Annotated in this window: 12 protein-coding genes, 1 tRNA gene and 2 pseudogenes; 10 read left to right on the top strand and 5 right to left on the bottom strand. The window is 67.8% G+C overall.

The features are described 5' to 3' along the window. The 5 genes and pseudogenes from JOZ00_RS11290 to JOZ00_RS11270 all read left to right on the top strand — a co-directional run. A pseudogene (locus JOZ00_RS11290) lies at positions 1 to 157 on the top strand (hypothetical protein); the annotation flags it as partial. Continuing rightward, positions 154 to 750, top strand: a complete 597-nt coding sequence (locus JOZ00_RS11285; RefSeq protein WP_293343793.1) for a type II secretion system F family protein — start codon at positions 154 to 156, stop codon at positions 748 to 750. The pseudogene JOZ00_RS11290 and the gene JOZ00_RS11285, both read left to right, overlap by 4 nt. A 30-nt stretch (positions 751 to 780) precedes the next feature. Then, complete coding sequence (locus JOZ00_RS11280) at positions 781 to 978, top strand: DUF4244 domain-containing protein (RefSeq protein ID WP_293343791.1); 198 nt, start codon at positions 781 to 783, stop codon at positions 976 to 978. A 23-nt stretch (positions 979 to 1,001) separates the two neighbouring features. Beyond that, positions 1,002 to 1,304, top strand: a complete 303-nt coding sequence (locus JOZ00_RS11275) for a TadE family type IV pilus minor pilin (protein WP_293343789.1) — start codon at positions 1,002 to 1,004, stop codon at positions 1,302 to 1,304. A gap of 31 nt (positions 1,305 to 1,335) precedes the next feature. Next, the gene (locus JOZ00_RS11270) at positions 1,336 to 1,629 is read left to right on the top strand and encodes an Rv3654c family TadE-like protein (protein ID WP_366022291.1); all 294 of its coding nucleotides are present in this window, start codon (positions 1,336 to 1,338) and stop codon (positions 1,627 to 1,629) included. Here JOZ00_RS11270 and JOZ00_RS11265 read toward each other — a convergent pair. Together JOZ00_RS11265 and JOZ00_RS11260 are read right to left on the bottom strand one after the other, a co-directional pair. Then, positions 1,626 to 2,666, bottom strand: coding sequence for a PAS domain-containing protein (locus tag JOZ00_RS11265; RefSeq protein ID WP_293343785.1), 1,041 nt, complete (start codon positions 2,664 to 2,666; stop codon positions 1,626 to 1,628). The genes JOZ00_RS11270 and JOZ00_RS11265 overlap by 4 nt on opposite strands. 404 nt (positions 2,667 to 3,070) lie before the next feature. Then, the gene (locus JOZ00_RS11260) at positions 3,071 to 5,392 is read right to left on the bottom strand and encodes a DEAD/DEAH box helicase (RefSeq protein ID WP_293343783.1); all 2,322 of its coding nucleotides are present in this window, start codon (positions 5,390 to 5,392) and stop codon (positions 3,071 to 3,073) included. Positions 5,393 to 5,639: 247 nt separating this feature from the next. Here JOZ00_RS11260 and cspA point away from each other — a divergent pair, with 247 nt between their 5' ends. The 3 genes from cspA (at position 5,640) to topA (ending at position 9,597) form a co-directional block, all read left to right on the top strand. Next, positions 5,640 to 5,843, top strand: a complete 204-nt coding sequence (cspA, locus tag JOZ00_RS11255; RefSeq protein WP_007166602.1) for a cold shock protein CspA — start codon at positions 5,640 to 5,642, stop codon at positions 5,841 to 5,843. Positions 5,844 to 6,001: 158 nt separating this feature from the next. Continuing rightward, positions 6,002 to 6,592: a hypothetical protein gene (locus JOZ00_RS11250; RefSeq protein ID WP_293343716.1), complete on the top strand. Its 591-nt coding sequence runs from the start codon at positions 6,002 to 6,004 to the stop codon at positions 6,590 to 6,592. 191 nt (positions 6,593 to 6,783) lie between these two features. Continuing rightward, a complete protein-coding gene (topA, locus tag JOZ00_RS11245) occupies positions 6,784 to 9,597 on the top strand; it encodes a type I DNA topoisomerase (protein WP_293343714.1) in 2,814 nt (937 codons plus the stop codon). On the opposite strand, the gene JOZ00_RS11240 is transcribed toward topA, so the two are convergent. After that, positions 9,598 to 11,214 carry an adenylate/guanylate cyclase domain-containing protein gene (locus JOZ00_RS11240; RefSeq protein WP_293343712.1) on the bottom strand — a complete coding sequence of 539 codons (1,617 nt, stop codon included), beginning with the start codon at positions 11,212 to 11,214 and terminating at the stop codon, positions 9,598 to 9,600. Positions 11,215 to 11,369: 155 nt separating this feature from the next. Here JOZ00_RS11240 and JOZ00_RS11235 point away from each other — a divergent pair, with 155 nt between their 5' ends. Both JOZ00_RS11235 and JOZ00_RS11230 read left to right on the top strand, forming a co-directional pair. Next, positions 11,370 to 12,593, top strand: coding sequence for a DNA polymerase III subunit delta' (locus JOZ00_RS11235; protein WP_293343711.1), 1,224 nt, complete (start codon positions 11,370 to 11,372; stop codon positions 12,591 to 12,593). 54 nt (positions 12,594 to 12,647) lie between these two features. Then, positions 12,648 to 12,720, top strand: a tRNA-Thr gene (locus JOZ00_RS11230). A gap of 25 nt (positions 12,721 to 12,745) precedes the next feature. On the opposite strand, the gene JOZ00_RS11225 is transcribed toward JOZ00_RS11230, so the two are convergent. After that, entirely contained in the window at positions 12,746 to 12,943 is a 198-nt protein-coding gene (locus JOZ00_RS11225) for a hypothetical protein (RefSeq protein ID WP_293343709.1), read from the bottom strand. Positions 12,944 to 13,128: 185 nt separating this feature from the next. Beyond that, positions 13,129 to 13,587, bottom strand: a pseudogene (locus JOZ00_RS11220) (hypothetical protein); the annotation flags it as partial.

Raw genomic sequence — 13,587 nt, 5'->3', positions numbered from 1 at the left:
GGTGCTGGGCGTGTTGTTGGGGCAGCTGATCGGAGCCCGGCCCCTCGGCTTCCTGCTGGGTGGGCACGCCGGCGGCTGGCTTTTGGTGGTCGGCGCGGTGCTGACGTGTGGCGGCCTGCTGTGGGCGGATCGCATCGCCGATGGGGTCGCGTCGTGAATGCGGCGGCCGTGCTGTTGGCTGCGGCGCTGTTGATCGGCCCCGGGCCCGCACGGGTGCGGGCCCGGGTCGGGATGCCATCCCGTGCGTATCGGTCACCCCAGAGGCGAGGGCGGGCGCGTGGCCGGGACCCGTTGGCGATCGCCTCCTGTCTTGACGTGCTGGCCGTGTGCCTGGAGACGGGCATGGCGGTGTCGGCCGCCGCGGCCGCGGCCGCCCCGTCGGCGCCCGCGACGCTCGGCAGGGTCCTGCGCCGCGCGGCCGATCTGCTCGCGCTCGGCGCCGATCCGGCTGTTGCATGGTCGATTCCGCCGGGGCTGCCGATCAAACCCGCCGACCCGCAGATCGACGCGCTGCTCCGGCTGGCGCGGCGTTCCGCGTCCTCGGGTGCGGCACTGGCCGGCGGTGTCGCCGAGTTGGCCGATCAGTGCCGGCATGACGCCGCGCACGCGGCCACCGCCGCAGCCGAACGGGCCGGGGTCCTGATCGCGGGGCCGCTCGGACTGTGCTTCCTGCCGGCGTTCGTGTGTCTGGGCATCGTCCCCGTAGTGGCCGGGCTCGCCGGTGACGTCTTGCAGTCGGGCCTGTTATGACCAGTGAACAGAAAAGGGGATGCATTGCTGATGAACGTGTTTCGTGTCTTGATGGCTCGCCTGGCGGTCTTGGCGACCGACGAGTCGGGCATGTCCACCGTCGAGTACGCGATCGGCACGATCGCCGCGGCGGCCTTCGGGGCGATCCTGTACACCGTCGTCACCGGCGACTCCATCGTGTCAGCGCTGACCAACATCATCGGTCGCGCACTCAACACCAAGGTCTAGCCGGCTGTGCGGGCGCCAGCACCGTGGAGGCGGCCACGGGCATCGCGGCGCTGGTGGTGGTTCTGGTGTTGTGCCTGGCCGGCGTCACCGCGGTGTCGATGCAGGTGCGCTGCGTCGACGCCGCCCGGGAGGCCGCCCGGCTCGCTGCCCGCGGGGACGAACGCTCCGCAGTTGTCACCGCGCGTCGACTCGCGCCTGGCGGGGCGCGCGTCGACGTGCGTCATGAGGGCGATTTCCTGGTGGCCACCGTTGTCGTGCACTCGAAGCTGTTGCCCGCGCTGGACATTGGGGCAAAGGCGGTTTCTGCGGCGGAGCCGTCGGGATGAGCGCGGGTCGGCCACGGTGGTCGCGGCCTCGATGGTGGTGGTGCTTCTGTGGGTCACGGGCGCGGGTGCATACCTGGGCGCGGTGGTGGTGGCACGGCATCGCGCGCAGGCGGCGGCCGACCTGGCGGCGTTGGCCGCCGCGGCCCGGTTGCCGATGGGACCGCAGGCGGCCTGCGCTCGCGCGACGGCGGTGGCCCGCGAGATGCGGGTCGACGATGCAAACTGTGAGGTGGACGATCTCGACGTCGTCGTCACCGTCCGAGTGGTCGTCTTTGCCACCGTGGCGGGGGCCGCCGCACGTGCGGGGCCGATCGACAGTGGCTAGGGCGTGGCGTCGGGGAGCTTCGACAGGTTCGCGGTGGCAAGCTCCTCGTCCGTCGGCAACCTCAGCGAGATCAGGCCGGCGAACGTGTCGGGTTCGAGCTCCACCCGGTTGACCGTGACGTGCACCGGCACCCAATCTGTGTCGTGGCCCGGCATCCGCAGCACTCGACTGGTCGCGCCGTTGACGAATTCCGCTGTCATCGAGGCTTTGACGTGCTCGTCGTCTGGGTGGACCTTGGGCCTGCCCGTCTCGATGCCGCCGCGCCAGTCATAGAAGGTGCAGGGCTCGTCGAGCCACTTCAGCAGTGTCCAGTTGTTGAGGTCGACGAGTGCCCGGTGGACCCCGGCCTGGGCGAGTCCGTTGAGGATCCGTTGCGCGAGATCGTCGGTCGACACCACCGGACCCTTGAGCTCGGAACGCCAGTTCATGGCCCGGGCCACCAAATGCTCGCGGCCATTGGGCCCTGGCTCCAAACCGGTGCGTGCGACGAAACCTATCCGGATGGGGTTCCCTTGCCAGTCGGTGAGATCCCATGTACTGCATAGTGTTTGGTCGGGCTCCGCCTTGACCGCCATGGCGAGCACCTTGGTCTCGTTCGGATTGAGCTCGCGCGCCGGAAGGTCTTCGGCGAAGGCTCTGCCGAAGGTGACCTCAACCTCGGGGTTCTTGCCGCTGTTGGCCAGCGACTCCCGGGTGTCGGTGGCCACGCCGAGGGTGAGGTCCCACTTCAGCGGCCCCGGTGTGGGGCGCTCGGGCGGCTCGACATCGGCGGGCCCGGTCCACACGTGCACGCCGTGGATGAAGCCGTCGGACATCACCACGGGCTCGGTACGAATGATGCGGTCACGCTTGGGAGTGATGCTGGTCAGGCTCTGGCCGGTCTGCACCGACTCTGCGATTGCCGTCCGAACCGCGGAGAGGTAAGGGCTGCGGCGCAGAAACGTGGTGATCGGAACGAGGTTTTTCAGTTGCCGCCCCTGCGACACGACGGTGGGTTCACCCCCCAGCGTCTCCACGAGCAACCAGTCGTGGGCCATGCGGCCGATCCTACGGCGACGAGAGGAGTTGATGGGACCTCGGCTCGCGGGACTTTTCCTCCTGAGCGCACGCGTCACAATTGAATTCATTTCTGTGCGGATAGGATGCGCCCGGATCAATATGTGCGGCAACGGTTTCGGATTGTACGTCGCCGAATCTCATGTCGGGCACGGCCACCGGTGTGACGACGGCCAAAGTTGCTATGTCATTGGAAAATTTGTGGTATTTTTTCTGCTGCGCCCGCCTTGTCGGGCCTGGGAACGGCTCGCGTTGTCCGACCGTTCGTCGCGATGGCACGTCGGGCTTTCTTTAGCAAAAAGGAAACGCCCCGCAGGGGCGGCCCCGGTAATGCATGTCCGAGGAAGTCGACCGTCGAGGGGTCGGTCGTCGTCCACCGAATTGCTCAGCGTGGTTCGTGAGGCAATTCCGCGAGGACCAACTGCAGCACCTGGACCGCACCCGCTTTATCCAGCGGATCGTTACCGTTGCCGCACTTGGGGGACTGCACACAGGACGGACAGCCTCTGGGGCATTCACACGCCTGGATGGCGGCCGCCGTCGCGCCCAACCAGGTGCGGGCCCGGCGGAAGCCGCGTTCGGCGAATCCCGCCCCGCCCGGGTATCCGTCGTAGACGAAAACACTGGGCAGACCGGCGGGATCGGGTCCCACCGCGGTGGACATACCGCCGATATCGCCACGGTCGCAGCTGGCCACCAGTGGCAGCAGGCCGATCGCCGCATGCTCGGCCGCATGCAACGAGCCCGGAATCCTCGGCGCCTCAATACCCTTGTGCGCCAACGCCTCTTCGGTGATGGTGTACATCGCCGCGGTGGTGGCCAACGTGTGCTCCGGCATGTCCAGCTCGATGAAGTCGATCACCTCCCCGGAAAGCCGGCGGCGCAGATACCCCACCACCCGGTGGGTGACCAGCACCGGCACCAAACCCAATGTCACCGAGCCGAACTGCGAGCGTTCGCCGGTTCCGGTGATGGCGATGTCGGTGATCTCCCGCGCGAACGTCGCATATCCGGGGTCCTCGGCGTGAACGAACGCGATCCCGTCCTCGAGATCCAGCGAGTCGACGACGTAGCTGTCCCCCTGGTGTAGGTAGACCGCGCCGGGATGGACCGAGGTCGGCGCCTGACCGACACCGGCGCTGCCCAGCAGCCGTCCGGTGTCCGCCTCCACGATCACGATCTGTCCGCCCGTCGATCCCCGAATGTCGACCGCCCCATGCGGTTCCAGCCCCGGCACGGGAAAGTATTTGCCGTTGCGGTGCCGCAGCAGGCCGTCGTCGACCAGACCCTCGGCCACATCGACGGCGCCGAAATTGCGTACCTCAACTTCCTCGAGCGGGAGTTCGGTTGCCGCGCAGAGAAGTTGAGGGCCCAGAATGTAGGGATTGCCGGGATCGATCACCACCCGCTCCACCGGCTTGTCCAGCAGCGCTGCGGGATTGTGGACCAGATAGGTATCCAGCGGATCGTCGCGGGCGATCAGCACCACCAGCGCGCCCTGGCCGCGCCGGCCCGATCGGCCGGCCTGCTGCCAGAACGAGGCGACCGTGCCGGGGAAACCGGCGAGTACCACCGCGTCCAAACCGGCGATGTCCACGCCCAATTCCAGGGCGTTGGTGGTGGCCAGCCCGCGCAGGCGGCCCTCGGCCAGGGCGCGCTCGAGCGCGGTGCGATCCTCGGCGAGGTAGCCGGCCCGGTACGACGCCACCTTGCGCGACAGCTCTGGAGCGACGTCGTCCAGCCGGGCTTGGGCACCTAGCGCGGTCAATTCCGCGGCGCGGCGTGATCTGACGAACGTGAGTGTCTGCGCTCCTTCGGCGATGAGGTCGGCCATCACACGCGCGGCCTCCGAACCGGCGGAGCGGCGCACCGGCGCGCCGTTCTCGCCGGTCAAGTCGTTGCGCAGCGCGGGTTCCCACAGCGCCACCGTCCGGGCCCCTTGGGGCGAGCCATCTTCGGTGACTTCCTCGACCGGCAGCCCGATGAGCTCGGCGGCCGTCGCTCCGGGTGAATTCGTTGTCGCACTGGCGAAGATCACCGTCGGCGCCGACGAATATCGCGCACACAGTCGCAACAGGCGCCGCAGCACCATCGCAACGTTTGACCCGAAAACCCCGCGGTAGTAATGACATTCGTCAACCACTACGTAGCGAAGCCCACGCAACAGTACGGCCCAGCGGGCGTGGTTGCGCAATATCGACACGTGAATCATGTCGGGGTTGGAGAACAGCCAACGGGAACGCTCGCGCGCGAAACGCCGGACCTCGGAGGGACTGTCGCCGTCGTAGGCGGTGGGTGCGACGTCATGCAACCGCGCAATCGCCGCAGTCAGTGCGTGCGCGGCGCGCAATTGGTCGTGCCCCAGCGCTTTGGTCGGCGACAGATACAGCACCCGCGCCCGGGGATCGGTCGCCAGTGCATTGAGAACGGGGAGTTGATAAGCGAGCGATTTCCCCGACGCGGTGCCCGTGCTCACCACCACATGACGGCCCGCAAAAGCGAGGTCTGCGGCCGCGGATTGGTGCGAATACGGGGTTTTGATCCCGCGGTCGACTAATGCGCGCACGACGTCGGGCTCGACCCATGCCGGCCACTCACGGGGTCGCGCTGTCCGCGGCGGCAGCTCGCGTACGTGCCGCAATGGGTGCTCGTCGGCCGCTGTTCCGGCGATCGCGGCGGACAGCAGATCGCTGCCGAAACTCGCCACTCGCGTCCTTTCAAGATCCGTACGCGCTACAAGTCTGTCGCGGACGCCACGAACATGGTTGGATGATCACGGGTCGCAGCTTCTGTGTTCGTGTCAAACTTTCGCAGGATCGACGTTGCGGCCGCGGTTCCTGCGAGGTTAATCGGTCGGGTGAAGTTCCGGCGACTGAGCGAGGTATGGCGGTCGTACAGGCCTGGCGCACCGAAATGCGGTGCTCCGCACCCAGAAGAAAAGGAAAGATCGAGAGATGCCACAGGGAACTGTGAAGTGGTTCAACGCGGAGAAGGGGTTCGGCTTCATCGCCCCTGAAGATGGTTCCGCTGATGTGTTTGTCCACTACACGGAGATCCAGGGTTCGGGCTTCCGCACCCTCGAGGAAAACCAGAAGGTCGAATTCGAAATCGGCCACAGCCCTAAGGGCCCCCAGGCCACCGGAGTCCGTTCCGTCTAAGAGATAGAGCAGATTCTTCAAGGAAACCCCCCGTGCAGACCCGCCCAGCGGCCCACGCCGGGGGGTTTTCACTTTCCGCAGTGCTTGTATCGGGTAACCCGGCCGCCGCGCCGATTACCTCAAGACGCGGATAGGGGACCTGGCCTACTGTCGGTGGCGTGAGCCAGCTTTCCTTCTTCACAGCGGAGTCGGTGCCGCCCGCGGTCGCCGATCTCTCGGGGGTGCTGGCGGCCTCTGGGCAGATCGTCTTGGTTGGCTCGTCCGACGCGCAGGGCGCCCGGCTGTCCGTGGTTGTGGATCAGTCTTGGCGCGCGTCCGCGCTGGCGGACATGATCCGCGAGGCGGGGTTGGTCGCGGAGATCAGCCGCACCGATGAGGACACCCCATTGGTGCGGACGACGGTGGATCCCTCGTTGACGACGCTGGCGGCCGAATGGACGCGCGGCGCGGTCAAGACGGTGCCCCCGCGCTGGCTGCCCGGACCGCGCGAGCTGCGGGCCTGGACGCTGGCCGCCGGCAACCCCGAGGGCGAGCATTACTTGTTGGGATTGGACCCGCACGCGCCCGACACGCACTCGCCGCTGGCGTCGGCTCTGATGCGGGTGGGGATTGCGCCGACTTTGATCGGTACCCGCGGCGGGCGCCCGGCGCTTCGTATCAGCGGCCGTCGCAGACTATCGCGCCTGGTAGAGAACGTGGGAGAACCGCCCGACGGCGCCGATGCGGCGGCGCGTTGGCCGCGCGTTTAGCCCTGCGTCAAGACTCGCGTTTCCGGCTGCCGGTTTGCGCACCCCCGCCCAAGGGTGCGAAATTGTGGGGTGCCGAGGGGCGAAGGAACGATCGCGTACCTGAATTTCACCGGAATTTTCGTAGCCGACCTGTCATTCTTCCCCAAGGTGGTCTCGAAGGGGGACCGATTAGAGATGGAGCGTAAGGGCAGTTGGCTGATCCGAAGCTGAAGGACGACACCAGCGGCGGGAATGGCAGCCGCCGGCGGCTTGTGATTGTCGAGTCGCCCACCAAAGCGCGCAAACTGGCCGGCTACCTGGGCTCCAGGTACATCGTCGAGTCCTCCCGAGGTCACATCCGCGACCTGCCCCGCGCCGCCGCCGACGTCCCCGCCAAGTTCAAATCCGAGCCCTGGGCGCGCCTCGGGGTCAACGTGGATGCCGACTTCGAACCGCTCTACATCATCAGCCCGGAGAAGAAGAGCACCGTCACCGAGCTCAAGGGCCTGCTCAAAGACGTCGACGAGCTCTACCTGGCCACGGATGGTGACCGCGAGGGTGAGGCCATCGCCTGGCACCTGCTCGAAACCCTCAAACCGAACGTCCCGGTGAAGCGGATGGTGTTCCACGAGATCACCGAGCCGGCGATCCTAGAGGCCGCCGAAAACCCCCGCGACCTGGACATCGACCTGGTCGACGCGCAGGAGACCCGCCGCATCCTGGACCGCCTGTACGGCTACGAGGTCAGTCCGGTGCTGTGGAAGAAGGTCGCGCCCAAGTTGTCGGCCGGCCGGGTCCAGTCGGTGGCCACCCGCATCATCGTGCAGCGGGAACGCGACCGGATGGCGTTCCGCAGCGCGTCCTACTGGGACATCGTCGCCCAGCTGGATGCCAGTGTGTCCGACCCGAAGGCGCAACCGCCCACCTTCACCGCCCGGCTGGCAGGCGTCGACGGCCTGCGCGTGGCCACCGGCCGCGATTTCGACTCGCTGGGCCAGCTCCGCAAGGCCGACGAGGTGGTGATCCTCGACGAGGCGTCCGCAACCGAGCTGGCCACGGGTCTACGCGGTGCCCAGCTGTCCGTCGCGTCGGTGGAGGAGAAGCCCTACACTCGGCGCCCATACGCGCCGTTCATGACGTCGACGCTGCAGCAGGAAGCGGGCCGCAAGCTGCGGTTCTCGTCCGAGCGCACGATGAGCATCGCTCAGCGGCTCTACGAGAACGGCTACATCACTTATATGCGTACCGACTCGACGACGCTGTCCTCGTCGGCGATCAACGCGGCACGCACCCAGGCGCGTCAGCTCTACGGCGAGGAGTACGTCTCGGCGTCGCCGCGTCAGTACACCCGCAAGGTGAAGAACGCCCAGGAGGCGCACGAGGCGATCCGGCCCGCCGGTGAGGCGTTCGCGACGCCGGACGCGGTGCGGCGCGAGCTCGACGGCGACGAGTTCCGTCTCTACGAGCTGATCTGGCAGCGCACGGTGGCCTCCCAGATGTCTGACGCGCGCGGCACCACGCTGAGCGTGCGCATCGGCGGCCGATCCAACGGCCGGGACGTGGTGTTCTCGGCCAGCGGCCGCACCATCACGTTCGCGGGCTTCCTGAAGGCCTACGTGGAGACGGTGGACGAGCTGGCAGGCGGCGAGGCCGACGACGCCGAGAGCCGGCTGCCGCAGGTAACCCAGGGCCAGCGGCTGGACGCCATCGAGCTCACCCCCGACGGGCACGCCACCAACCCGCCTGCGCGCTACACCGAGGCGTCACTGGTCAAGGCGCTCGAGGAGCTGGGCATCGGGCGTCCGTCGACCTACTCGTCGATCATCAAGACCATCCAGGACCGCGGCTACGTGCACAAGAAGGGCAGCGCGCTGGTGCCCTCCTGGGTTGCCTTCGCCGTAACCGGTTTGCTCGAACAGCATTTCGGCCGACTGGTCGACTACGATTTCACCGCCGCGATGGAAGACGAGCTCGATGCCATCGCCTCCGGCCAGGAGCGGCGCACCGACTGGCTCAACAACTTCTACTTCGGCGGCGAGCACGGGGTGGCGGACTCGGTGGCGCGCTCGGGTGGCCTGAAGCGGCTCGTCGGCGTCAACCTCGAAGGCATCGACGCGCGAGAAGTCAACTCCATCAAGCTGTTTGACGACGCACAGGGTCGTACCGTCTACGTTCGGGTGGGTAAGAACGGGCCGTACCTGGAACGCATGGTGGTCGGCGACGACGGTGAGCCGACGCCGCAGCGGGCCAACCTGAACGACTCGCTGACCCCCGACGAACTGACCCTCGACGTCGCCGAGGAGCTCTTCGCCACCCCGCAAGAGGGACGCACGCTGGGCGTCGACCCGGACACCGGACACGAAATCGTCGCCAAGGACGGCCGTTACGGCCCGTACGTCACCGAGGTGCTGCCCAAGCCGGACGACGACGACGACGGCGCCGCCGGGCAGCCGGCGAAGAAGGGCAAGAAGCCCACCGGTCCCAAGCCCCGCACCGGCTCGCTGCTGCGCAGCATGGACCTGCAGACGGTCACCCTCGAGGACGCGCTCAAGCTCTTGTCGCTGCCCCGGGTCGTCGGGGTGGATCCGCAGTCGAACGAGGAGATCACCGCGCAGAACGGTCGCTACGGCCCATACCTGAAGCGCGGCACGGATTCTCGTTCACTGGCTACCGAGGACCAGATCTTCGACATCACCCTGGACGAGGCGCTGAAGATCTACGCCGAGCCCAAACGCCGTGGCAGGCAAAGCGCTTCGGCGCCGCCGTTGCGCGAGCTGGGCAACGACCCGGCCTCGGGCAAGCCGATGGTGGTCAAGGACGGCCGGTTCGGCCCCTATGTCACGGACGGCGAGACGAATGCGAGCCTGCGAAAGGGCGACGACGTGCTGTCGATCACCGACGAGCGCGCGGCCGAGTTGCTGGCCGACCGCAGGGCCCGTGGCCCGGCTAAGCGTCCCGCCAAGAAGAGCACCCGAAAGGCCCCAGCGAAGAAGTCGCCCGCCAAGAAGGCCGCCAAGCGCAGCTGATCAGCCGCGCGCCTCGCTGGAAATCTGTTCGGGCACAACCGTTTCCGAAGCCCTGCCCGAGCTGGCAAGTTGCACCGGCCGCGCCAGCTGGGTGGGCGCCCGACGGCCACGCAGCTCGACGACCTCGCCGACATCCCAGCACAGCGCCTCGGCGTCCAGGGCGCCGCTGACCGCGATGGCCGACGCCAGCACGTGGCCGGACTCGAGTTTGGCCAGCTCGGTCAGCCGGGCGGCCTCGTTGACCGGGTCGCCGATCACCGTGTACTCGAAACGGGCCTGAGCGCCGATGTGGCCGGCGATCGCTCTGCCCGACGACACCCCGATCCCGAAGTCCGCCGAACCGATCACCGGCAGGAGTTCGTCGTGCAACTCGCGGGCCGCGGCGAGCGCACCGCCTGGGGCGTCGGGGTGCTCGATCGGCGCGCCGAAGATGGCCAGCGCGGCGTCGCCCTGGAATTTGTTGACGAACCCGCCGTGCCGGCCGACGGTTTCGACGACCACCCGGAAGAACTCGTTGAGCAGGTGGACCACCTCGGCGGGCGGTCGCGTCGCGGCCAACTGGGTCGAGCCGACCAGGTCCACGAACAGGACCGCCACGTGGCGTTCCTGACCGCCCAACTCGGTGCCGCGTTCCAGGGCCCGGCGGGCGACGTCCTCGCCCACGTAGCGGCCGAACAGGTCGCGAAGCCGCTGCCGCTCGGACAGGTCGCGCACCATGTCGTTGAAGCCGGCCTGCAGCAGGCCCAGTTCGCTGGCGTCGTAGATCTGCATGTGCGCGTTGTAGTTACCGCGCTGCACCTCAGACAGCGCCCAGCGCAGCTGACGCAGCGGGTCGGCGATCGACATGGCCACCAGCAGGGTGCTGACCAGCCCGATGCCCAACGCCGCCAACGCGAGCAACAGGATGGGGGTGAACAGCTTCTCGGGCGTGGCGTGCAGGATCGAGGCCTTGTCGGCCACCACCGCCAGCACGATCGCCAGCACGGGCACGGCGGTGGACAGCATCCAGGTCAGCATCTGGCGCAGGATGACCCCCGGCGCCTGGACGTTCTGCGGCACACCGCTGCGCAGGGCGGCCACGGCGACCGGCCGCAGCACCCGCTCGGACTGCAGGTAACCGATGATCGCGGTGGCGGCGGCGCCCAGCGCGGTGGCGACGGCCACGACGGGAGCGGCGAACCGGGCGACCGACCAACTGGCGACGATGAACACCACCCCGCCGATGCACCACGCCACGATGCTGAAGAGCGAGCGGTAGAACGGCATGCGCAAAGCGCGGCTGCGGGCAAGTTCGGTGTCGGTCGGATCCGCCTCGGCCAGCAAATTGTCCCGGCGCTGCCACCGGAAGACCGGCATCAGCAGCCTCAGGTTCATGATCCAGTTGGCGAGGAACAGGACGACCAGCGTGCCTGCGAAGATCGCCAGGTTCAGGGCGGGCAGATCCTGCAGCTGAACGCGATCCTCGGGCGGCAGGGCGTAGCGCAGGAAGCCGAGCACGAACAGGGCGCCGATGATCTCGGCCTGGAGCATGCTCAGCGTGAACAGCGGCCAGGGAGTGCGCGCCACCCAGCGGACGAATGCGCTGATCCGTCCCGGTAGTGCTTCCGCCGTCGCCACCAACCCACCGTATCGGTCGGCGGGGACCTCCCGGAAACTTCTTCAGCAACTCGGCAAGTCCGCTCAGGTGCTCAAATGCCCCGGAACGTCACGGATTGGTCGCGGAATGGTGGCCGATCGGTATCCGTCGGTACCGCAAACTACTGTTACCGATGATGTCCGGGGTGTTTACGCGGCTGGTAGGCCAGGATGCGGTGAAGGCTGAGCTACTCGCCGCCGCCAAGGACGCCCGTGGTGATTCCGGCCACAGCGGCGGTGGCGACGGGACTATGACACACGCCTGGCTGATCACCGGCCCACCGGGTTCGGGGCGCTCGGTCGCGGCGTTGTGCTTTGCTGCCGCGCTGCAATGCACCGCCGATGGCGACCCGGGATGCGGGCGCTGCCACGCGTGCACGACGACGATGGCCGGCACCCACGCCGATGTGCGCCGGGTGATCCCCGAAGGCCTGTCCATCGGCGTGGACGAGATGCGCGCCATCGTGCAGATCGCCTCGCGGCGCCCAGCGACCGGGCACCGGCAGATCGTGGTGATCGAGGACGCCGACCGGCTGACCGAAGGTGCCGCGAACGCCTTGCTGAAGGTCGTCGAGGAACCGCCGCCGTCCACGGTGTTCCTGTTGTGCGCTCCGTCGGTGGACCCCGAGGACATTGCCATCACACTGCGATCCCGGTGTCGGCACGTCGCGCTCGTGACCCCGTCGACCGAGGCGATCGCGGGGGTGCTGGTGGACAGCGACGGCCTGGCGCCGGACACGGCCAACTGGGCTGCGTCGGTCAGCGGCGGTCATGTGGGCCGGGCGCGCCGGCTGGCCACCGATTCCGACGCCCGGGAGCGACGCGAGCGTGCGCTGGCCCTGGTGCGCGACGCCGCGACGCCGTCGCGCGCGTATGCCGCCGCCGAAGAGTTGGTGGCCGCGGCCGAAGCCGAGGCCACGGTGCTCACTGCGGACCGCGCTGAGGCCGAGACCGAGGAGCTGCGGACGGCGCTCGGTGCCGGCGGCACCGGCAAGGGGACCGCGGGCGCGTTGCGCGGGGCCGCGGGCGCCATGAAAGATCTTGAGCGACGCCAGAAGTCGCGTCAGACCCGCGCGTCACGCGATGCGCTGGACCGCGCGCTGATCGACTTGGCCACGTATTTCCGGGATGCGCTGATGGCGTCGGCGGACGCCGGTGCGGTGCGGTCCAACCATCCCGACATGGCTGACCAGGTCGGGTCGCTGGCCCGCCATGCCACGCCCCCTCGGCTGCTGCGCTGCATCGAGGCGGTGCTCGATTGCCGCGAGGCGCTATCGATCAACGTGAAGCCGAAATTCGCCGTCGACGCGATGGTGGCGACGATCGGTCAGGAACTGCGTGGCCAGGAACCGCGCGATTGATTTCGTGGTGCCCGCGCGCCTGCCGTAGACTCGTGCCGCCCGGCATGCGGGTGTGCCGCCTTAGCTCAGTCGGTAGAGCGATTCACTCGTAATGAATAGGTCGGGGGTTCGATTCCCCCAGGCGGCTCAACTACCAGCGAATACTTGCTGGCTCAGTTACGAGCGCTCCACAGATCCAGTTCGGCGTCGAGATCCCGCCACTGCAACCGGCCGATGAGGGCCTGCGCCTCTTCGATGTCTTGGCGCAGCGCGGATGCGTGCGGGTGTGCCGACTTGGTGTTCATCTCGTGCAGCAAGTGTTCCAACAGGCGGATCAACTCACTGTCTCGGGAGTCCTCGAAAAAAGCCATCGTCCAATGGTTGCATTCCGGGGAAATTAGTAAGGGAAAAGTACACCAAATCTCGTCGAATCAGACTTTTCGAGAACGTAGCCATTGAGTGAGCGGCGGGCGAGGCGTGACGGAATCCGTCGCCGCTGCCAGCGCCGACATCCGCGGTAACCACCCTGTCGCACAACAGGACTCGCGTCCCGGGCTCACGCCGGCGCCAGGAAACCGACCGGCCCCGACGCGATGCACAGCGCCAGCGCGGTGGTGTTTGCGCGCACGGTGATCGCATCCCCGGCGCCGGGCAGCCGAGCGAAGACGCGGTTGAGTCCCGGGTGCACGGGAACTTTGACGTCGGGTCCTTCCGCCATCGTCAGCGTCATCGAGCCGTCGCTGTTCGCCAGGTAGTTGAGCTCGACGGTCCAGTCGGCGGGCAACAGCGGCCCGCTGAGGATCAGCCGCGCCGGTTTGTCCGGCTGCGCAAAGTACCCGCACTGCGGCATCGGACCCGGCGCGATGGTCCGGATCCAAGTCACCCGCTCCTTGACCAGACGCCCCGAGCTGTCCAGCATGCGCAATTGCGTTGTCGCCGAGGCGAATTCCGGGCGGTCTCGCAGCAGGGCGAACATGTGGCTGGCCATGTTCTCCGGCGCGGCCACCCGTTGCAG

Source organism: Mycobacterium sp. (assembly GCF_019243155.1).
In the GTDB taxonomy this organism is placed as follows: domain Bacteria; phylum Actinomycetota; class Actinomycetes; order Mycobacteriales; family Mycobacteriaceae; genus Mycobacterium.
This window is presented reverse-complemented; position numbering and strand designations above follow the sequence as displayed.

Coding starts and splice junctions, on each gene's coding strand:
- JOZ00_RS11225 (WP_293343709.1), bottom strand. CDS start 12,943: ATGGCTTTTTTCGAGGACTCCCGAGACAGTGAGTTGATCCGCCTGTTG.
- JOZ00_RS11270 (WP_366022291.1), top strand. CDS start 1,336: ATGGTGGTGGTGCTTCTGTGGGTCACGGGCGCGGGTGCATACCTGGGC.
- JOZ00_RS11235 (WP_293343711.1), top strand. CDS start 11,370: ATGTCCGGGGTGTTTACGCGGCTGGTAGGCCAGGATGCGGTGAAGGCT.
- JOZ00_RS11280 (WP_293343791.1), top strand. CDS start 781: ATGAACGTGTTTCGTGTCTTGATGGCTCGCCTGGCGGTCTTGGCGACC.
- cspA (WP_007166602.1), top strand. CDS start 5,640: ATGCCACAGGGAACTGTGAAGTGGTTCAACGCGGAGAAGGGGTTCGGC.
- JOZ00_RS11265 (WP_293343785.1), bottom strand. CDS start 2,666: ATGGCCCACGACTGGTTGCTCGTGGAGACGCTGGGGGGTGAACCCACC.